Raw genomic sequence first — 21033 nt, 5'->3', positions numbered from 1 at the left:
GCAATGACCAAAAAGAATTACGAAAAATAGGAGATGTTTCAACTTCATAAATAAAAAAACCTCTTCCCGAAACGGAAGAGGTTCAATATCATAAATTCTTAAGAGTAATTAAAAAATGTCTACCCCAAAGTATGTTTTCAAAACAGTAATAATGAAAATGAATCCAAGAACAGCTGGAGCTAAGTAGCCTACAGCAAAATTCAGGTACTTCTGAAGGAAAGAGCCTTTGTAGTTTGGAGCACCGTGAGAGAGTTCTTCATCCAAATTGTGCTTTTTCCAAATATGTGCTGCAAAGAAAACTATCAAACAGCCACCCAAAGGCAGAAGCGTATCATTGGCTACGTTGGCAATAAAACTCAAGAAATCTGTAGCGGTTTCAGAGCCTGGGTAAGTAATAAAGTTGGAGAAGAAATCAGAGTAACCATTTCCTAACAAAGAAGGAATTCCGATCAAGAAAATAGCACCTGCTACCAACCAAACTGCTCTGCTTCTTCTTACATTTTTCTCATCTACTACATAAGCTACTGGTACTTCAAGTAGAGATACAGTTGATGTAAGGGCAGCAAAACAAAGTAGTACGAAGAACAATGTTCCTGCTATTGCGCCAAAAGTTCCACCAATAGTTCCGAAAATTTGAGGAAGCGTAACGAAAATTAGACCAGGGCCACTACCTACACCGTCCATAGTTCCTCCACTCATAAAACCAATTAGAGGGAAGATCATCATACCCGCCAAAACAGCAATACCCACATCGGCTAGCGTAATAAAGGCCGCAGCAGAAACAATATTTTCTTTCTTGTTTACGTATGAACCGTAAGTAATCAAGGCACCCATTCCCAAAGAAAGAGAGAAGAAAGCTTGACCCAAGGCATTGATAATTACCTCTGAACTTAGTTTAGAAAAATCAGGAATTAAATAGAATTTAATACCGTCCATTGCATTTGGAAGGGTTAAAGAATAGCCTACAATCAGCAAAATCATGATTAACAGTGAAGGCATTAGGAACTTAGCCGCCTTTTCGATACCACCTGAAATACCTTTAGACACTACAAAAGCAGTAGTAGCCATAAATACCATTCCGTAGGCACCTACTTTAAATACATCTTGAACAAATTCGCTGAAATGATCTGCGATAGCAAAGTTTCCAATGGCCATTTCATACACATAGCCAAAAGCCCAGCCCGCAATTACGTTGTAGAAAGAAAGAATAAGGAAGCCACTGAAGATTCCCATTTTCCCTACAAAATTCCATTTTTTAAAGCCTAAGGCATTGAATGCGCCAACAGGGTTTTTTTCGGTTTTTCTACCAATAGCGATCTCGGTAACCATTACCGGATAACACAATACAAAGCAAAAAATAAGGTACATCATCACAAATGCTGCACCTCCTCCTTGTCCTACTTCATAAGGGAACCCCCAAATGTTACCTAATCCTACTGCCGATCCGGCTGCCGCCATAATGAAACCCAACCGACTTGAAAAACCTCCTCTTGTAGCCATATTTGAATAGTTTAAAACCCGAATATATGTGTTTAAATTAATCCGTGCCCCCCATTGGTCATAAAATCTTTCAGAAATTCCCTTACTGGTAGCCTTTACATAGATTTCGACCTTAATTTCGACTTATTGGCAGAAGAAGATAGAATAGAAGGTTAGAAATACGATTAAAATCCCTTTTTTTAGGGTTCAAAATTTAAACAAGCATGGAGCCTTTTTTTACTAACGATGCCATAGTTCTCGGTTTACTTCTGATTGTGATTGCCGCAGTATTTCACACTTCGCATTCTCCAAATCCTTTATGGAAGAAGTTTTACACTATTGTACCAAGTATTCTGCTTTGTTACTTTTTGCCTGCTTTACTCAATTGGCCTTTGGGTTTGATTTCGGGGGAAGAGTCGAACCTATACTTTGTAGCATCACGCTATTTATTACCTGCCAGTTTGGTTTTGCTTTGCTTAAGCATTGATTTAAAGGGCATTATTAATCTAGGGCCAAAAGCCCTGATTATGTTTTTTGCCGCCACCATCGGTATTGTGATCGGTGGACCGATTGCCATTTTATTTATTTCGGCCGTTGCCCCAAGTGTTTTAGATGTTGGGGGTGCCGAAGAAGTATGGAGAGGTTTAACCACTGTAGCGGGTAGCTGGATTGGTGGAGGAGCCAACCAAGCATCCATGAAAGAGATTTATGAAGTAAGCGATGAGCTCTTTTCTCAAATGATTGTGATCGATGTAATCTGCGCCAATATATGGACAGGCTTTTTGCTTTATGGAGCCAATCAGGCCAAAAGGGTAGACCGTTGGTTGAAATCGGATACAACGGCCATTGATGACTTAAAGAAAAGGGTAGAGGATTACCAAGCAAGTATTGCAAAAGTGCCTACTCTCACCGAGGTAATGACTATTCTGGCCGTAGCTTTTGGGGCTACTGCTTTGGCGCGTTGGGGAGCAGATTCTATTCAGCCCGTGATGGAAAGAAATATTGACTTTTTGAATAAGTACAATTTGACATCACTTAACTCAGACTTCTTTTGGTTGGTCGTTATTGCTACTACCATTGGGGTTGGTTTGTCATTTACTAAAGCTAGAAAACTAGAAGGTGCGGGCGCTAGCCGTTTAGGCTCAGTATTTATCTTTATTCTGGTGGCTACTATTGGCATGCAAATGAATATTCGCGAAGTGTTTGATAATCCAGGGCTGTTTGCCATTGGTATCAGCTGGATGCTCGTTCATGTGATCATTATGATTGTAGTAGCGAAGATTATTAAAGCGCCTTTCTTCTTTGTGGCGGTTGGTAGCCAAGCCAACGTGGGTGGAGCCGCTTCGGCTCCAGTGGTGGCTTCGGCATTTAGCCCAGCTTTAGCCCCAGTAGGAGTGTTACTTGCCGTTTTAGGCTATGCACTCGGTACTTATGGCGCAATTCTTTGCGCTCAATTAATGGAATGGGTTTCGCCTTGAGGGGGGTTATCCTATAGCAAGTTTAACAACATCTTTCCATAAGTAATTGGGGATAGGTTCTTCTAGTTGCCATCTTATGCTCATAGGCTTAGAACCATAATGATCTAGATAGTTTACTTTGCCTATAAAAATATAACCCATTGTCGTTTTATGTTCGTTTTTAGCTTTTTCACGAACAAACAATAGAATTGTTTTACCTATGGTTCTATGCTTAATGTACGTCACTCCTTTACCCGAGTCAGCCCGAGTTTGATTTTGTGATTGCCAATGAAATAAGGATTCACTGATTGCGTAGTCATCATACATGGTTGTTGGTGAAAAATCTTCTTCTGATTTTATGAGATCAACAAACAGTATTTCGGTATTAAGTTCTTTGTTTTCTGCTACACCTTCACGGTTGGATGACTGCTTATAGAAAGTGTTTAACTCAAAAGCAGTTAAAATTTGATCTCGAGTATATCTAGCGTGAATTTTTAAAGGTTGTTTGAAAGGTAGATCAATTGATGTTTCGTTAAAATCTATTTTATCTAATAATAATTCGAGTACCTCCATTATTTCATTTACTAAAACAGGGCTTTCACCAATCGAGTTAATGCTAGTTTCTAGGTCTGTGAATCCAGCTGCCTTTTGCCAGACGTCATAGTGAAGCATTAGGAGCATTTTCTGCTCAACCTCATTATAATCCGAGATTGAAATTTTGAATTCTGATTTCGCAATTCGGAGAAGAAACCTAAAGTAGGAATGAGAGTTGGTAGAAAGCCATTTGTTTCTAATTGCCGTCAGTATGTTTTTTTCTATTCCAGATGAAAAATCTGGCAGTTTACCTGCTAATTGGCAGAGTCTGCTCCAACAGTCCTTTTTATAAATAACCTCGATTGGTATATGCGTGAATTCTATGAAATTTTTAAGTGTTAAAGGTAGACTACTTTGATGTTCAAAATTAGCAATTCTAAGTATGATTTGATTTCTGTTTAGCGATGTGGCATTTTTGATATTATCAAGGATGTACTCTTTCGCCTTCTTTTCTAGAACTATTGAGCAGCCTAATGGAAGTTGTGGGAAGTTATTCTCAACTTCTTTTTTTACGGATGAATTTGTTTTACCTATTAGAGCTCTGAATTTTCCTTCAAAATCATACTCTGGTCTAGCGTTTGCAACAAAGTCGAGAACGGTTAAGCAGTCTTTGTTATCAGCTAACCTCAAGCCTCTCCCTAACTGTTGTAGGAAAATGGTAAGACTTTCTGTTGGTCTCAAAAATAAAACTGTGTCAATTTCAGGAATGTCGACACCCTCATTGAAAATATCAACTACGAACAAATAATTGATTTCTTTCTGTTGAAACTTATATCTGAGGGTTTCTCTTTCGTTATTATTTTCACTTGTTAAATAAGCAGCCTTGAATCCAGCTAGTGTAAATTTTGCGGCCATGTACCGTGCGTGTTCAATGGTTATACAAAAACCAATGGCTCGCACTTCATTTATGTCTTTAGTGTACTTCTCTAAATTGTGTATTATTTCTCTAACTCGTCTATCGTTGGTAGTATATAAATCACTGAGTTCGCTAATCACGTATTTCCCTTTCGCCCATTTGACGTTTCCTAGGTCAACGCTGTCTGTAATTCCGAAATATTGAAAAGGACACAGGAGTTTCCGATTCAATGCTTCAGGTAATCTTATTTCTGCCGCTATACGGCCGGAGAAATCTGAAAGAATATCTGAACCATCCATTCTTTCAGGTGTAGCGGTAAGCCCAAGTAAAACTTTTGGTTCGAAATGATTTATGATTGGGCGGTAACTGGATGCTGAAATATGATGAACCTCGTCAATAATAATGAAGTCATAATATGAAGAACTTAATGTTAGAGTATTAATCTGTTTATTCAGAGTTTGAACTGAGGCAAAAACATGCTCGTTGTTAATAGGTTCAAGGCCGTCAACCCATAACTCCCCCAAATTATTATTCTTTAAAATCCCTCTAAAAGTGCCTAGTGCCTGTGTCAGAATTTCTTTTCGATGGGCTACATATAAGAGTCTAGCTTTTGGGTTTTTTTCGATAAACTGTTTAAAATCAAAAGCTGAAATAACCGTTTTACCTGTTCCAGTCGCTGCAACTAATAAGTTTTTAAATCTTTTATGAACAAACCTCTCAACTTCTAATTTTTCAAGAATTTCCTTTTGGAAAGGGTAGGGTTTTAAATCGAAAAATGAAACAGAAGTGTTGGGTAGATCAATTGATTTTCCATGATTTAAAGCTTCACTTAATTTAACTCTATTTTTGTTGTTATCGAAAGTTTCGAACTCGGGATTCTCCCAATAGGACTCGAAAGTTTTTTGAAACTTGTCTATGATGTGACCTACTTCTTTAGACGTTACTTTTAGATTCCATTCTAAACCATCAGTTAATGCCGTTCTTGAGAAGTTTGAGGAACCTATATACCCAGTATGAAACCCAGTGTTTCTGAAAAATAGATACGCTTTAGCATGCAGTCGTTCATTTCTAGTATTATACGAGATTTTAACCTCAGTATTATCTAAGCTTGCGAGTAGCTGAATTGCTTTTAGATCTGAGGCTCCCATGTATGTGGTAGTAATGACACGTAACTGACCACCTCTTTTTATAAATTCATCAAATTCCCTTTTGAGAATGATAACACCTTTCCACTTTATAAAAGAAACCAAAAGGTCTACTCTATTGGCAGATAAAATCTCCTTTTTTAATTCGCTTTCTAAGGATAAACCAGTATTTCCTCCAGTGAATAGTTCACTATGAGTTAATCGGGTATAAGGAGTTATCTCTTTAAGGTGCAACTCTAAGTTTGAAAAGTGAGTATCAATTCTTGAAAAGACAGCTTTTAATATTTTTCCTTCTGTATCAATCAGGTTATCATTGAAGTCCTCATTTTTCAATTCATCTTTTAGAAAGAGAATAATTTTGTTTGCAATATTTATTTGTTGCTCTATAGCATGCTCGCCATTAATTAGATTGAGAGCGTGGTGTATTGTAGCGGCAATATGTTTTGACAGGAATGTAGCAGCCTCAGCCTTATCTAGTTTCGAAAGTTTATATATAAAAGTGTCCCTATCGAGCTCGTTTAATTTGGTTGAAATGAGCTGAGTGACTAATTCTTCGTATATGCCTTGGTTCATTACTCTATCTTTTAAGATAGGCTCAATCTACCAAATCCATTTAGTAAAACATGATGAAAAGAATGATAAGTATTGTGATTGGTGAAACGCCTTTGGTATAGGTAAACACTGAAATTAACCCTACCTACTCTCAATCTCCGCTTGTATCTTTTTACGGATAGGTAGAAAAACCAATAAGGGGAATACCACACCTGCAATTACGAGAAAGGGGATCAACTGATAGGCTTGTGGGTTATGTTTTACCAATGCAGTAACAACTAGTATAATCGCAGAGATGGCGGTTAAGACTAACATTAAGATTTGAAGCCTTTTAAAGTGCTTTTTCTTTTTCTCCAGCTCTTCTAATGTGTATTTCGAAAACTCATTTTGTGTAGACATAACAGTAAAATCAAATGCTGATGAAAATGGTTTAGTAATTATCAAGAATCTGAAAAAGCTCGTCCAGTTTTGGGGTTAGAATAATCTCTGTTCTACGGTTTTTTGCCTTGTTTTCAGGACTATCGTTTGCTACTACTGGAGTACTTTCTCCTCGGCCCGAAGCCGTGATTGCCGTAGGGCTTACGCCACCTTCTACCAATATTCTAACAATAGAAGTAGCGCGCAGCACGCTCAAGTCCCAGTTGTCGCTCATGTATTGTGTTTTTCTAGAGAATGGAACATTGTCGGTATGGCCTTCTACCATAATATTAATGTCGGGATTGGTTTTAATGGCATTGGCTAACTGTTGTAAAGCACTTACACCTTTTTGGTCAACGGCTATACTTCCAGTTCCGAATAATAATTGCTCGGCCAAAGAAACATACACCTTACCGTTTCTTACTTCTACTTTTAAATCGTCTTCATTAAAGTTGAGAAGCGCATTGGTTACTTTGTTTTTTAAAGCCTGCACAGCCGCTTCTTTGTCAGAAATTAGCTTTTCTAGTTCGGCTACTCGGGCTTCACGCTTGCTTAAATCTTCAGCCAGTTCTTCGTTTCTCTTTTTTTGAATGTTAAGGTCTTCTTCCATTGCCAACAATCGCTTTTGCTGACGCGCCAAATCTTGGTTCAACTGACCGCTGTTGGTCAATAGGTTTTCATACAATCCTTTAATTCTGCCGTGTTCAGAACGCAGGGCTTTTAGCTCCTTATCAATAATATCAAAGTCGTTTTGTAAAGCATTTTTTTCGGTGGTTAAATCATTGAGCTGAACTTCCAAACGATTGATTTTTTCATTGGCTACGGCAAGCTCCCTTTCCAATTGAGCTTTGTCTGAGGCTAATCCGTTTTTCTCGGCCATTAGGGCATCAAAATCTTTTTTTGCCACACAAGAAGATAAAGAAAGAACTATAACAATTGAGAAGTAAGAAAGAAGCTGTTTCATAGCATAAGGTTTAGGGGGCAAATATGTATAATCTGAATCAGAAAATCACGGACATTAACGATGGACGGCCTTAAAAAGATTGTGCTGCATGCATAATAATTTATATCTTGGTAATCGAAGCAAAAGAGACTATGAGAACAGACGGAATGCTCAAAGAAGGAGCACTAAAAGATCAGACTATAATTGTAACGGGTGGAGGAACTGGCCTTGGCCGTGCCATGGGTACTTATTTCTTAGAATTGGGTGCAAATTTGGTAATCACCAGTCGTAAGATTGACGTACTGGAACAAACAGCCAAAGAAATGGAAGCCCAAACAGGTGGAAAAGTTTTGGCCGTTCAGTGCGATGTTCGTGATTACGAACAAGTAGAGAATGTACTGAAAGTAACCGAAGAGCGTTTTGGTCAAATTCACGCACTTTTGAACAATGCTGCTGGTAACTTTATCAGTCCTACCGAGCGCCTTTCCAACCGCGCTTTCGACACCGTAATAGATATTGTATTAAAAGGTACTACCAATTTCACCTTGGCTTTGGGTAAAAAATGGATCGCCAATAAACAACCAGGAACCGTACTGAACATAGTAACTACTTATGCTTGGACAGGCTCTGGCTATGTTGTGCCATCGGCTTGTGCTAAAGCTGGTGTATTGGCCATGACTCGCTCATTGGCAGTAGAATGGGCCAAATATAAAATTAGAATGAACGCGATTGCACCAGGGCCATTCCCTACGGAAGGTGCATGGAGCCGTTTATTGCCAGGGGATTTGGTGAAGAAATTCGATCCAGCCAAGTTGGTGCCAGTTGGCAGGGTAGGAGAACATCAAGAATTGGCCAACCTAGCGGCTTATTTAATGTCGGATTATTCGGCTTATGTAAACGGAGAAGTGGTGACCATTGATGGCGGTGAGTGGCTACAAGGCGCTGGCGAATTCAGTCATTTAGAGAAAATTCCGCAAGAAATGTGGGACATGCTTGAAGCCCAGCGCGGAAAAAAGCAATAAGCCCCAAGCTACTTTGGGGCTACTGGAAAGCCAAGCGTAAAATTAAAGATATTGAGTTGTAGCGGATGTCTTTATGGCTCATTAAGATATTTCAAGAGTGACCAGCATGTTTTTGGTCACTCTTTATTTTTGCTATGCCGCTTGCGAAACAGCTTTTAAGCCTACTATTGATCCAATAAGTGTGATCATAAAGAAAACACGCCAAAAACTGGCAGGGTCTTTAAAGAATAGAATTCCTACCAAAGCCGTACCCACTGCTCCAATACCTGTCCACACGGCATAAGCAGTACCGATGGGGAGTGTTTGAGTTGCTTTGATCAGTAAGGTCATGCTTATGGTTAAAGCAATGAAAAAACCAGCATACCACCAATACACTTCATTTCCTGTTGCCTCTTTAGCTTTGCCCAAACAAGAAGCGAAGGCCACTTCGAACAAGCCCGCAATAATCAATAGAATCCAATTCATAATTCTGAAATTTTATGAAGGCAAATCTCAGTAAACTGAAACGCTAACGGTTATACAAATGATAAAAAAGAGAAGGGAGTTGCCGAATACTTGACCTGATTCTGCTGAGGCTCACTTGTGTAATACCTAGGTAAGATGCTATGTGTTTTAACTGTACTCGTTGAAGAAGGTCTGGGTTTTGGTTTAAGAGCTCCATATATCTTTCTGAAGCCGTTTTAAACTGCCTAGAGATTAACCTTTCTTCGGTTTTTATTAACTCTTGCTCTGCTAATTTTCTTCCCCAATTGGCAATATAAATATCTTGATCGAATAACTTTTGCAAGTGCTCTGATTGAATTTCATACAATTCAGAATCTTCCAGCAGTTCAATACTTTCATAGGCAGGTAATCCTTTCACATAGCTTTTCATGGAAAGCACAACGTCTCCTTCTTTTCCAAACCAAAAAGTAATCTCACCTTCGGGCTGCACAACAAAGGCCCTTACAATTCCTTTTTTGATAAATAGTAATTTCGGTTCAACCCGATTGGCTTTTAAAACTAGAGATTGCTTGGCTAATCTTACTTCGTTAATAATTGTAAGAAGTTTAGCCCTGGAAATAGGAGGGATTTGGTAAACGTTGTCGATGATTTGTTCAATGGTCATTTATTATTCAAAAGTAGGGAATAACATGAAAAAATAGGCACGCTCCGCTTACACAGAGCGCACCATGAACAAAACAACCACTATAAATCAACCTTTAAAGAAAGGATGATGTTTCTTCCGGCAGCGGTAATACCCGAACTGTACGGGCGGTAACGCTGATCGGTAATGTTTTCTACCCCACCGCTAATGGTCATGCCGTTGGATAGTTTGTAAAGTGCTTTGAAATTAAGTGTGTACCAGCTTGGCGAATAAGGGTTACCATTACTGTCGGCAGCATACATGTAATCTTTACCTTTTTCTTCAGCTGGCATATCATCGAAACTTACTTCGCCACTGTACATGGCATACAAATCCATTTTAAGGTTTTGATGATTGTAAGTGATTTTAGTTACACCAAACGAAGGAGCCGCATGTCTCGATGGGCTTAATGTACTATCGTCAAGTTCTTCTTCTCCATGCTGAAAGTTGTAGCGCGAAGAGAAGCCAAAACCAGAATCAAATTTAAATTCAATGCCAGCCTGAATGCCATATACTTTTGTATAAGCAGCATTCTGAACCGCCTGAACTTGGCTCAGTTCACCATCGTACATAATCTCATCCTGCCCATTTAGGGTGAAATCTCTTCTCACCAAGGCGTTTTCTAATCTGGTATAAAAACCTGTAACATCAACTCTGATAGATGAATTGAAAATCTTAGCAATTCCCAATTCAGCATTATAGGCATATTCAGGGCCTAATTCTGGGTTCGGAACAACTACAGCACCAGGCTCAGAGTCAAACACTTTTCCCGCGTCATCTACATTTGGCGACCTAAAACCAGTAGATAAATTGGTAGAAATTGTCATGTCTGTTTCTGGGTTGAACACCAAGCCTAAACTACCTGTAACAGCACCATTCGAAATTTCAGCGGTTTCAAAAGGAAAAGGATAAAAACGTGTATCGAACTTAGCGTCTAACTTAAAGTAGTTGTAGCGCGTTCCTGCCTGAACCAGTAGTTTCGGTGAAATCCGGTGTTGCAACGAAGCATACAGTGCATATGATGCCCAAGAAGACTGCGGATAGCGGGCAGGACCTTCAAATACATCGCCAGTCGTAATGTCCTCATCTGTTCCAGTTGAGTTAACGTCATCATAAACAGCTTCGAAACCATAAAACAGTTCTGTGCCTGTTTTTAGGGCTTTGTCAAGGTCAAGGTTGAAAGAGTAGGCGTTTACTTTTTCTACCCTCGAAGCTCTTGTCGGCTTGTTAAAATCTCTGTCGATTCTACTTTCTTCAAAGAACTGATGTGCTAAGCGAACAGTCATTTGGTCATATAAGTGACTGTCACCTTGATGGGTGGCTGTTATATTATTCATTAACCAAACCTGCGGTCCGTATTGCCATTCTGCACTTCTTGGTAAACCCCCTCGGGTTCTGATCAATCTGTCGTAACGAGAATAGTTTGACGTGGTAGAATAGTGTAAGCCATACACCAAATCCCAGTTTGCGTTTGGTTTGAACCGTACTTTCTGCATCAAATTGGTTTGTTCATACCCCGTTGGCTTCTGAACTAATGGATCCTCATTTGCCACCATTACGTCTACTCCATTTTGGCGCTCCACATAAAATGGTCTTAAATAATCATCTGGGCCATTGGTACCCATTCTCAAATCTCCAAAATTGGAATTCGAAAAACTGGTTACCGAAGCCCATTTGTTCCAACCAACATTGATGTCGAAGTGAGTTGTTTTCTCACCGTTTGCTGATGAGTATCTTGCTACAGCGGCACCTTTCACTAATGTTTCAGAGGTGTGAGATAATTGTGGGTTGAGTGTTCTAAAACTCATTACTCCACCAATCGCGTCACTACCATACATAACAGAACCTGGACCAAACAGAATTTCAGCGCTTTCTGTAGCAAAAGCATCGAGAGAAATTACGTTTTGTAAATTCCCGCTACGGAAAATGGCGGTGTTCATTCTAACGCCATCTACTGTAATCAATAAGCGATTAGTAGAAAAGCCTCGAATCATAGGACTACCGCCTCCTAGTTGACTTTTCTGAATAAAAACATCTCCAGTGCTACCGAGTAAATCGGCTGCCGTTTGAGAGTTTTGCAATTGTATATCTGAAGGTGTAATGGTTTTAATTTTGTTAGGAACATCTTGCCGGTCTTGATGCCAACGGTTGGCCGAAACCACCACATCGTCCATAGATAACTTAGATGCAACTAATTCTACAGTAAAGTTGGTTTGGGCAAGAATGGCATAACTCACTATTGCTTTTTCGTAGCCCAACATTCTTACTTCGATAATTTCAGCACCTTCAAAGGCTGTAATATCTGCTTGACCTTTAATGTTTGTAACCACAAAGGCCCTGGGTGAATTGCTCGCCAAAGTAGCTAACTCCAGCGGTTCACCAGTATTTTTGTCAATAATGGTAACTGTTTGCGCTATTCCTGAAAGGGTACATAGCACAAAGCACCACATGAATAAATATTTCTTCATTGGTAAAATAGAAAATGATGTATAAATTTTTACTCAGCCATACAGGCTTTTAACACATAGAATAGACTTCCATGATGCTTTAGTTAAAGCAATATTTATACATTATAGCGTGGGGGAGGGCCATCCACACCTTGCGACCTAGGGTCGTAGGTCATTTCTATCTCGAAAAATTGAGTGGAAACAATCGGTTTAATAAAAGTTGTGGATTGCACACTTGGCTGGATGTAGAGTGCTTTAACCAAAGAGACCACCAATTGACTATCGTCTTGCTGATCTGATTTTCCACCAAAGTGAAGTGCAATTAGTTCGTTGAGTTTGTGGTTAACTATTGACTCTAGTTTATCCCAATAGGCATAAAAGTAGGTGGTGTCACCTTTTACTTCTCGGGAAATAATATCGTACATCTGATCCTTATATTCGAACTCGCCATCGTGTTCCCAACGTAAATCAGACTTCATTTGAGCCTCTGTAAAGGCGAGGTGAACCATTTCTACAGGGTTTTCTTCGTTTGCTATTGCTAGGGCAGCATGTTGCTTTGCTTTTGCTCTTTCCATTTCAAGAAATAGGTAAGTGCCTCCGAATGGGAGGGTAAGCAAAGCGAGCAATATGGTGGCAATAGTAGCTTTCAACGGATTAACAGATTCATAAATGTAACCTTATCAAAATCAAATTTCGAATCTTTTGTATGAAATGCGTGCTTGTTATAGGCTTGGTTCAAAATATGGATAACTGGGAAAACTAGTAAAATAGAAGGTGCTATTTTTCTTCGAAGTCAATTTTATAAAGAATTAAACCTGAACCCGGAGCTACCTGAAATATTTCTTTGGTGTGCTTACCTTTTAGTGAAAGACTAATTTCCTCCAAACTGGTTTCCCCTTTGCCAAGAAGAAAAAGTTGGCCTACCATCATTCTTATTTGGTGTCTTAAAAAACCTGCTGCCTTTACTCTGTATATGTAGCTTTTGGTAGGGAAGAAGTTGGCCTTAAACTCTTGGTTCTCTTCAATTCTAGAAAAAAGTATTTCTCGTTGAGTAATGGTGTCTTCTTTAGGTCTTTTACAATAGGCTTTAAATTCATGTATACCTTCAAATAATTTGGCGCCTTCTTTCATCAACTCAAGGTTTAATTCCTCAGGTACGGTTGTTATAAAAGGGGCGCTAAAAGGATGTGGTTTTTCACCAAAAGCGAAAAGGTAAATGTACTCTTTGGTACGAGGTGATTTGATAATATTAAAACCCGAGTCTACTTTTTTGATGCCAATTGCTTTGATGTCTGGCGGCAGATTGAGGTTTGTTCTATGTAAAAAATCACTTTCGTCTTGAATTGGCTCATGAAGAAAAAGCTCAAAGGCATTGTCTAAGGCTGAAACTTTAGAGTCGGTACGGCTACTGCCCATGGTTTTGAAGTCGCGGTGTCCGAGCACAAAAGCCAAGGTGCGGTCGATCATGTAGTGAATGGTTTTTACCTCTGGTTGTTTTGCCCAGCCATGAAACCTAAAGCCTATATATTGAATATGAATGAGGTAAAAGTGTTGCGCCTTCATTCCGCGAAATTAAGATAATTTGGTAGATGGTATTGGTACGACCCCGCTGGGGTCGGGAGATGATCCTATTGCATTGTGGTTTTTCTATAAAGATATGACCCCGCTGGGGTCGGTTATGACGAATAAAGCCGGCTGAGCATCCCATCGGGATGCCACATTTATAGCAATGAGATGTTTGAACAAGCCAGCAACCCTGAAAGGGTTGAACCTATTCTATTCGTCCAGCCAGTCGAATAGGTATTCATCTTTGAATTCAATTTTATATTTATTTAAAAATTCAATGTATTCTTCCTTGAAGGTCTTTTTTCGATGATGGTCTTTTTGGTTCATGATATAAACGATTACCTTATCAAGGGCAGAGTGGCTATAAGAAAATGCGCCAAATCCGCTCTGCCATTCAAACTTCCCTTTTACATGTCCATGTTCGTTGATCCATTTGTTAGAGGCTTTTTTGACTTCTCTCACTAAATCTGACAAACAACAGGTTGGTCTCATTCCTATCAAAAAATGAATGTGGTCGGGCATTCCATTAATGGCAAGCATCTTTTGCTCCTTATTCTGAACAATCCCGGTGATGTATTTATATAAGTTATCCTCCCAGGCCCTCAGAATCAGGCTTTGGCGACCATTAACAGCGAAGACCACCTGAATATAAATTTGGCTGTATGTTCCTGTTGACATTTGAAACCAATTCTAGTTTTACTTCAGGGGCTATCTGAACAGCCCCTTTCTACAACTCCTTAATTCGGATATTTCTAAAATAGACTTCATCTCCGTGGTTTTGAAGACTAATGCGGCCTGTTTTTGACTTGGCGTAAAACTCATATTTCGCCCATTTACCTGCTTCTTTGCGTTCATACCAATCTTCGCTGCCTTCTTCAAATTCTAATATTTTTTCATCATTCAGCCAGTGTTCTACATGTCCATCCTTGTAAACAATTTTGATTTTATTCCATTCCATAAATGGATTTGGCTTTTTAGTTTCGGAAGGAGCATGCATTGCGTAGTTAGCGCCCACCATTTTATTGGCTTCACTTTCAGATCTAGAGAATTCATCGTCAAGTAATTGAAATTCTGGGCCTGTTAAGTAGTCGTGTCCATTACCTTCTAATTGCACCACATGGTAGAAAATACCACTGTTTCCGCCTTTCGAGATTTTGTATTCAAGCTCAAGTTCAAAGTTGCTGTAATCTTCAGTAGTCATGATCGATCTATTGAAACCAGCATTCTTTTCTCCTAAACCTACGTTACAAGCAATTGTACCGTCTACAATTTGCCATTGTTCCATAATGGGTTCTTCTCCATACATTTCCCAGCCACTAAAATCGTTACCGTTAAAAAGCGAAATCCATTCTTCGGTTTGGTTGGTGTTGTTTATAGATTTTTCTTCGTTGCTTTTAGAGTTTCCGCAACTCACAGCTAAAAAGGTGACAAATAGAAAAACTAAGCTGTATTGACGTTTCATAGGTTGATTTTTTTTCGAGCCTCAAGATAAATAAATTATGAAATAAATTTTGAAATGCTTTGTTCTTACCGATATTGAACACAAATCCCGAAATACTAATAACTTAGGGGCGAGAAACAAATAGAATTATTAAGTAACATGAACATTTTTGTAGGCCGGTTGAGCTACGAAACCCAAGAAAGTAACCTGCGCGCGTTGTTTGAACAGATTGGTCAGGTAAAAAGCTTAAAGATCATCACCGATCGTGAAACCGGTAAATCCAAAGGATTCGCTTTTGTAACCATGGCAAACAGAGAGGATGGCCAAAAAGCCATTACTCAGCTGGATGGTACATCTTTAGACGGAAGAAATATTTCTGTTTCTGAAGCTGAAGACAGAAAATCAAATGAACGTAAACCTGCTGGTGGCCAGGGTGGTCAGAGACCAGAGTTTAAGCCCAGACGAGAAGAAAACCGAGAGGAAGACGATTTTGATGGTGGAGGTAGACCAGAGAAAGGCGGGCAAAGTTTGGATTGGTCTGAAGCACCAACAAAAGGAACACCAAGAAAAAATGCGCCCAACAAAAAGAAAAAAGAATCTTTGAAGGGCAGAGGTGGAGATGATGATGGATTCAGAAAAAAGAAGATGCCACCAAAACCTTCTAAATCTAAAAAGAACCGTGGTTGGGGAGAAGATGATGATGACGATATCTTCGGAGACTTTAAGTTCTAAAGTGCTCTAATTTTAATATAACATAACTTGGTGTATTCTAGCTTTCTTGGCTTGCGTGCACCAAGTTTTTATTTTTCCACTTGCCCGTTTTATACCAACCTAAGGTGATTAAAGCAGGAATTACATTAGAAATCGGGAAAGACCACCATAGGCCATTGTAACCCAAAGCTGTGTGTGAGGATAAAAACCAAGCCACAGGGAATTGGATTGCCCAAATGCCTATTATGGTTAATATCATGGAAGAAATAGTGTTTCCCGATCCTCTCAGGGCACCTATGATCGACATTTGCAAACCCATAAAACCAAAGCTGAGAGATGTGATTTTGAGAAAATCAACACCCATTTCAACTACATGGTCATCACCTGTTAAAAATGCCCGCGTGAGTGGTTCAGCAAAAAGGAAAAATATTAACCCCACTATAGAAAGAGAAACGAAACCTATAACAGACGAGTAGTATGTAGTTTTCTCAGCCCTATCAATCCGTTTTGCGCCCATGTTTTGCCCTACTAAAGTAGTACACGCCTTTGAAAGACCTAAGCTGAGGATTACCACAAAGCTAATTAAACGAGAGCCCACTCCGTAAGCGGCCAACACTTCCGTACCGAAACGGGCTACCAAAACAGTCATAAGCGTAAGGCCTAAGGCCCTGGCCGAAATTTCGATTGAAGAAGGAAAACCGAGTTTAAATGCTTTTTTAAGTAATGGCCAATCGAAGGAAAAAGCCTTCATACTTAACTTAATTTCTGTTGTGCCTTTGAATAAAATGTACATACCCACTGCAATAGATAAAAACTGGGTTACCAAAGTAGAGACAGCAGCACCTGTTACTCCATAAGCTTGAATTGGCCCCCAACCATAAATAAATAATGGGTCGAGAAAGAAGTTAAGAAGCAAGGTGGCGCCATTGATATATAGTGGTATTTTCACTTCGCCAACACCTCTTAATAGCGATTGGAACATGATAAAACCAAAGTTGAAAATCAATCCAATAAAAATGGTGCGCTGAAAAAGGTTGGCTTCATCAAAAATAATTTCTTCTACCCCAACAATGTTCAGTATTTGTGGTGAAAAAATATAGGCAACAATAGATACAATCAATGAAATTAAAAAGGCCATCAAAAGGGTCTGCCGTGCTACATGGTTTACCATTTTAATATTCTTAGCGCCAGCGTATTGCGCTACCAAAATGGCACCAGCAAAGGCAAAACCTGAGCTGAGAGAAATCAACAGAAAGTTAATCGGAAAACTGATTGAAACTGCTGCTACAGCATTGGCACCTAATCTACCCACCCAAAATGCATCTACCAATTGATAGCCCGTTTGTAATAGGTTTACACCAATGATGGGCAAAGCCAGCATGGTGAGCGTTTTTAATATTGGGCCTTCGGTAAGTGATTTACGAGGGGATTTCATGTCTGTGCAAATCTAAATGATTAGACAAAAGATGTAAGCTTATTTAATCAAAGAATGCACTTGGAGTATAAAATTTTAAATAGAGAAAATAACTTGCTCACTCCTTTATAATAAGATTAAGGATATTTCTTAATTTCATTCTCCGGTTCGCAGCTTAAGGAGCTATCGGAATGAAAATATTAGTCAATTAAACTGTTTGAATTATGTTTTTGAAAATGATTTTGCCTGCCATACTTGGTGTCTTGTTGATGCCTAGTCAATTATCACCTAATAGTGAATCTGAAAACCATCTTTACTCCATAGGTGATGAACTGGAATACTTGGCGCAGAATGGTAAGTTTGGTATTACAATGCCAGGCGAGTATACGGTTTCGAAGGTTGTAGGTGAATCGACAAACACCATTAAAGTAACCTCAACCATTGGTGAAGAAACCTATTTGTTTAGCTGGACCTTGCACACTGAATTGCTTGGAGACCATAAAGGCTTGGCAGATGTTTCTCTGGAGTCATTTAATGAACAAGTGCAGGGCGATATTCTAAACCAGGATATATATAAATATAAAAGCAACGAAGGCAAAAAGGCTACTATTAGTCTTATGGAAGGTCAAGCAATATGCTTTTATAGGGTTATTCTTATGGGGCAATATCAATTTCAAATGGTTGTGGTAACCGGAGATACAGAGCTTGATGAGGCTGGGAAAAAGTTTTTAGATTCGTTTAAATACTCAGAGTAAGAAAAGGGGCATTGGCCCCTTTTTTATTGCACTAGGTCATCGGTATTCACATCCATTACCTGAATAGCCAGAATGGAGATAATACAATAGGCCAAGAAATAGTTAAAGCCTTCATAAAGTTCGGCCCGAATGCTTTCGTTTTCGCCTGTGGCCAAGAAAGCCAGCAAAATACCCACAACAAATACATCGGCCATTGACCACTTTCCGATTAAGCCTACAAAACGATAAAGGGCCTTTCTCCCCGGTAGTTTTCTAAAGGCCAAAACAGCCAATAGAATTACGGCTTTAGCTATGGGCACTATGATGGAGAAGATAAGAATCAACCAAGCTACTAGGTCATTGTCTGTCTCAAAAAGTGACTGTATGCTTTCTACCACACTTTGTGTTCTTTCAAAAAGTGTGAATTCACCAATTAATGGCAGTTGGGCTCCAATGTTGATTTGAATAATGGGTTTTGTAAGGCCAGGGTAGAGGCAAACCAACGATGCAATAATTAATACGAGTGCTACAGCGTTCCTTTTATTCATAGTAAAATTCAGTTATGGCTAAGACGAACAATCTTTATAAATGTAATCAGAAATGAAAAAGAGCCTTGGTTTTCTGGCTCTTTTTCATTCTTTCAATTTGTATTTATTTAATTAGTACCCTTCAAACGTACACCAGAATTGGGCATCCATTCCAATTGGCGAGCCATCTGGAGGAGTCAATGCATTGGTTGGTGTTACTTCTTTAGGGTTTTCTAAAAAGCGAGTGACTTTAAACGCTAACTCATTTTGAAAAGTGTCATTGCTGCTGGCTAGTTTTTTAGCGAATTTTCTTAGTGCTGCCATGGCTTCGGCTTGGGTAGAAACAGAGGCTTGAGAGCTCATGCTTAACGACATCAATTCGCTGATAAAGCTGTCGGCAACTACTTTCTGTAGTTCAGCACGGTAACCAGTGTAATTTGCATCGAAGGCAAGGTTTGCCACGGCATTAATCACATCCTGAAGTCCAACCTGATTACTGTCCATTGCATTTTGCTGAACCAAACGTGTAGCACGCTGCGAATTAAATAAGAAGCTCATTGTAGTTCCTGCTACGGCTTCTCCTGGAGAAACCGGATCGAAAAGCACTCCTGTTCTTACATTAAAGGTTTCTCTTGATCTTCCGTACCCTGGTGTTCTCGGAGGAATAATTTTAAGAATGTGAGCCGGTACTTCTAAATTCTCAGGTTTCAATACGTTGATTAAAGCTGAAAGCGCTGCTTTTTGCTCTCCAACAGGCACTGTTTGCTGCAAAGGCTGAGAGTCGCCCCTTAGTTTGTAGTTGTAATATGCGCCTCCAATTACCTTAGAGGCTGCCTCTAACTGATAGCGGTGTAGCATGTACATCGGTACAAATACTTCTTCCAAAGTTGTCATAGGAGCCCCCATAGGAATGTTTTGCTCAGAGAAGTTTTTCAAAGCAATTGCTCTTACTTCCATTAATCGGTTCAATTCATCCACAGGGCTTTTTCCGTTATCCCAAAGGTGAGAGAATGGGTGGGCACTACCCGGAGATCTAGAATCTGAATCGGTAATAAAATGTAAACCGTCTTTCAGTCCTTTTTCTATTATATCATTTAACGCTTTGTCTTCATCTGTTCCTTTCGGAAAGTCTTGATAACCGTAAGTTACCGCTACTTTATCCCATTCGCCAATGCCAGTATCGTAAGGAGCGTCTAATGAGATTTTACCGTTTTTCAGACCAATTTGAGGGTGAGGGTAATCCATTACCGAAGCATCCCCATCGGCACTAGAAGCATAACTGTGGGCCAAACCAATAGTATGACCAATTTCATGTGCAGACAGTTGTCTTAAACGAGCAAGGGCCAATTTGAGCATGATGGGGTCAGGCGTAGTGCCGTTTTCATAAGGGTTGATTAAACCTTGAGCAATCAAGAAATCTTGACGAACCCTTAGCGAACCTAAACTTACGTGGCCTTTAATAATCTCTCCGGTACGCGGATCAGTAACAGATGATCCGTAAGACCAGCCGCGAGTAGAACGATGTACCCATTGTACTAGGTTGTATCTAACATCCATTGGATCTGCATCGGCTGGCATTTCGCGCACCTGAAAAGCGTTTTTATAACCAGCAGCTTCAAAAGCTTGGTTCCACCATCGTCCACCTTCAATAAGTGCAGATTTGATGGGCTCTGGGGCACCTCTGTCTACATAATAAATAATTGGTTCAACGGCCTCACTTACTTTTGCGGTAGGGTCTTTCTTGGCTAATCTATGTCTGTTTATAAATCTTTTTGTAATATCTTCTTGAATTGGTGTTGCGTAATCCATGTAAGAAGTACCAAAGTAACCTGATCTTGGATCTAGCTTTCGTGGTTTGTAACCAGCGTCTGGTAATTCAACAAAAGAGTAGTGCATACGCACGGTTACAGCATCGGGGTTTGGCGTTACACTTCTAATGAAACCACCAGTTGCGCTTCCCACTAGTGTAATTGTAGCTTCAAATTCTGAATTTTTCGGAAAGTTCTTCAACATAGGAGGGTAGATGGCCGAGCGGCTAGCATCGAAACGGTAAGAACCCTGACGAGAACGATTAAGTGTATTGGCTACGCCATATGAATCGGTAAGAATCATCGGAGTGATATCTATTAATACTACACCATTCTCTTCAGCTTCTACTTTAAAGCCCTCTAATACCGATTCGGCAAAAGCTTGTTTTACAGCTTCCACTTCGTCTGCATTATTAGAAACAGCTCGATATCTGTAATTTGGTTCAACCAAAAGTACTTTAGAACCAACTCTTCTGAATTCTACCACACTGGTACCGCCTAATTTACCACGGTCAAGACCAATGTCATTAGAACCAATACCGGCTGCTAGAGAGTTGATGTAGAGAAATTCTTTATCGAAATTCTTTATTTCTAGATAAATCTTACCGGCATCTTCGTTCCAGTAATAATTAAAAAAACCTTCTTTTTTAATGGCTCCTTTGGTGATTTCCGCAATGGTTTTTTGCGCAAAAACTTGCAAAGAAAGCACCATCAAAAAAGAGAATAAGAGTGTCTTTTTGAGCATGATGTTTTACGTTTTAATTCAAGTTGATTCCGTCAATATAAGAAGTGTT

At 39.5% G+C, this 21033-nt stretch carries 18 protein-coding genes; 4 read left to right on the top strand and 14 right to left on the bottom strand.

What is annotated here, in order from left to right:
* Positions 1–108: 108 nt before the first annotated feature.
* On the bottom strand, positions 109–1500 hold the full coding sequence (locus OB69_RS01130; RefSeq protein WP_053221851.1) for a sodium-dependent transporter: 1392 nt from the start codon (positions 1498–1500) through the stop codon (positions 109–111).
* Positions 1501–1703: 203 nt separating this feature from the next.
* Between OB69_RS01130 and OB69_RS01125 the strand changes: the two genes are divergently transcribed.
* Positions 1704–2957, top strand: coding sequence for a DUF819 family protein (locus OB69_RS01125; RefSeq protein WP_053221850.1), 1254 nt, complete (start codon positions 1704–1706; stop codon positions 2955–2957).
* A gap of 6 nt (positions 2958–2963) precedes the next feature.
* Here the strand turns inward: OB69_RS01125 and OB69_RS01120 are convergent, their stop codons facing one another.
* The 3 genes from OB69_RS01120 to OB69_RS01110 all read right to left on the bottom strand — a co-directional run bounded on the left by OB69_RS01120 (position 2964) and on the right by OB69_RS01110 (position 7464).
* A complete protein-coding gene (locus OB69_RS01120; protein ID WP_053221849.1) occupies positions 2964–6104 on the bottom strand; it encodes a DUF3427 domain-containing protein in 3141 nt (1046 codons plus the stop codon).
* A gap of 120 nt (positions 6105–6224) precedes the next feature.
* Entirely contained in the window at positions 6225–6482 is a 258-nt protein-coding gene (locus OB69_RS01115; RefSeq protein ID WP_157608460.1) for a hypothetical protein, read from the bottom strand.
* A 31-nt stretch (positions 6483–6513) separates the two neighbouring features.
* Positions 6514–7464, bottom strand: coding sequence for an OmpA/MotB family protein (locus tag OB69_RS01110; protein WP_053221847.1), 951 nt, complete (start codon positions 7462–7464; stop codon positions 6514–6516).
* A gap of 131 nt (positions 7465–7595) precedes the next feature.
* Between OB69_RS01110 and OB69_RS01105 the strand changes: the two genes are divergently transcribed.
* Positions 7596–8465 (top strand): SDR family oxidoreductase, encoded by an 870-nt coding sequence (locus tag OB69_RS01105; protein ID WP_053221846.1) that lies wholly within the window; start codon positions 7596–7598, stop codon positions 8463–8465.
* A gap of 132 nt (positions 8466–8597) precedes the next feature.
* Here the strand turns inward: OB69_RS01105 and OB69_RS01100 are convergent, their stop codons facing one another.
* From OB69_RS01100 to OB69_RS01070, 7 genes are all read right to left on the bottom strand, one after another.
* On the bottom strand, positions 8598–8930 hold the full coding sequence (locus OB69_RS01100; protein WP_053221845.1) for a DMT family transporter: 333 nt from the start codon (positions 8928–8930) through the stop codon (positions 8598–8600).
* 43 nt (positions 8931–8973) lie between these two features.
* A complete protein-coding gene (locus OB69_RS01095; protein WP_053221844.1) occupies positions 8974–9573 on the bottom strand; it encodes a Crp/Fnr family transcriptional regulator in 600 nt (199 codons plus the stop codon).
* Positions 9574–9653: 80 nt separating this feature from the next.
* Positions 9654–12059 carry a TonB-dependent receptor gene (locus tag OB69_RS01090; RefSeq protein ID WP_053221843.1) on the bottom strand — a complete coding sequence of 802 codons (2406 nt, stop codon included), beginning with the start codon at positions 12057–12059 and terminating at the stop codon, positions 9654–9656.
* Between the two features lie 95 nt (positions 12060–12154).
* Positions 12155–12688 (bottom strand): hypothetical protein, encoded by a 534-nt coding sequence (locus OB69_RS01085; RefSeq protein ID WP_053221842.1) that lies wholly within the window; start codon positions 12686–12688, stop codon positions 12155–12157.
* Between the two features lie 127 nt (positions 12689–12815).
* On the bottom strand, positions 12816–13601 hold the full coding sequence (locus OB69_RS01080; RefSeq protein WP_053221841.1) for a tRNA pseudouridine synthase A: 786 nt from the start codon (positions 13599–13601) through the stop codon (positions 12816–12818).
* 213 nt (positions 13602–13814) lie between these two features.
* Positions 13815–14282, bottom strand: coding sequence for an IS200/IS605 family transposase (gene tnpA / locus OB69_RS01075; RefSeq protein WP_053221840.1), 468 nt, complete (start codon positions 14280–14282; stop codon positions 13815–13817).
* A 49-nt stretch (positions 14283–14331) separates the two neighbouring features.
* Positions 14332–15066 (bottom strand): 3-keto-disaccharide hydrolase, encoded by a 735-nt coding sequence (locus OB69_RS01070; RefSeq protein ID WP_053221839.1) that lies wholly within the window; start codon positions 15064–15066, stop codon positions 14332–14334.
* A 138-nt stretch (positions 15067–15204) separates the two neighbouring features.
* Here OB69_RS01070 and OB69_RS18185 point away from each other — a divergent pair, with 138 nt between their 5' ends.
* Complete coding sequence (locus OB69_RS18185; protein WP_071426675.1) at positions 15205–15777, top strand: RNA recognition motif domain-containing protein; 573 nt, start codon at positions 15205–15207, stop codon at positions 15775–15777.
* A gap of 37 nt (positions 15778–15814) precedes the next feature.
* Here OB69_RS18185 and OB69_RS01060 read toward each other — a convergent pair whose 3' ends face one another.
* Positions 15815–17191 carry an MATE family efflux transporter gene (locus tag OB69_RS01060; RefSeq protein WP_053221838.1) on the bottom strand — a complete coding sequence of 459 codons (1377 nt, stop codon included), beginning with the start codon at positions 17189–17191 and terminating at the stop codon, positions 15815–15817.
* 203 nt (positions 17192–17394) lie between these two features.
* Between OB69_RS01060 and OB69_RS01055 the strand changes: the two genes are divergently transcribed.
* Positions 17395–17925 carry a hypothetical protein gene (locus OB69_RS01055; RefSeq protein WP_053221837.1) on the top strand — a complete coding sequence of 177 codons (531 nt, stop codon included), beginning with the start codon at positions 17395–17397 and terminating at the stop codon, positions 17923–17925.
* 23 nt (positions 17926–17948) lie between these two features.
* On the opposite strand, the gene OB69_RS01050 is transcribed toward OB69_RS01055, so the two are convergent.
* Together OB69_RS01050 and OB69_RS01045 are read right to left on the bottom strand one after the other, a co-directional pair.
* A complete protein-coding gene (locus OB69_RS01050) occupies positions 17949–18452 on the bottom strand; it encodes a paraquat-inducible protein A (protein ID WP_053221836.1) in 504 nt (167 codons plus the stop codon).
* Between the two features lie 111 nt (positions 18453–18563).
* Entirely contained in the window at positions 18564–20984 is a 2421-nt protein-coding gene (locus tag OB69_RS01045) for a zinc-dependent metalloprotease (RefSeq protein WP_053221835.1), read from the bottom strand.
* Positions 20985–21033 lie beyond the last annotated feature (49 nt).

Source organism: Roseivirga seohaensis subsp. aquiponti, from assembly GCF_001267955.1.
Lineage (GTDB): Bacteria > Bacteroidota > Bacteroidia > Cytophagales > Cyclobacteriaceae > Roseivirga > Roseivirga seohaensis.
This window is presented reverse-complemented; position numbering and strand designations above follow the sequence as displayed.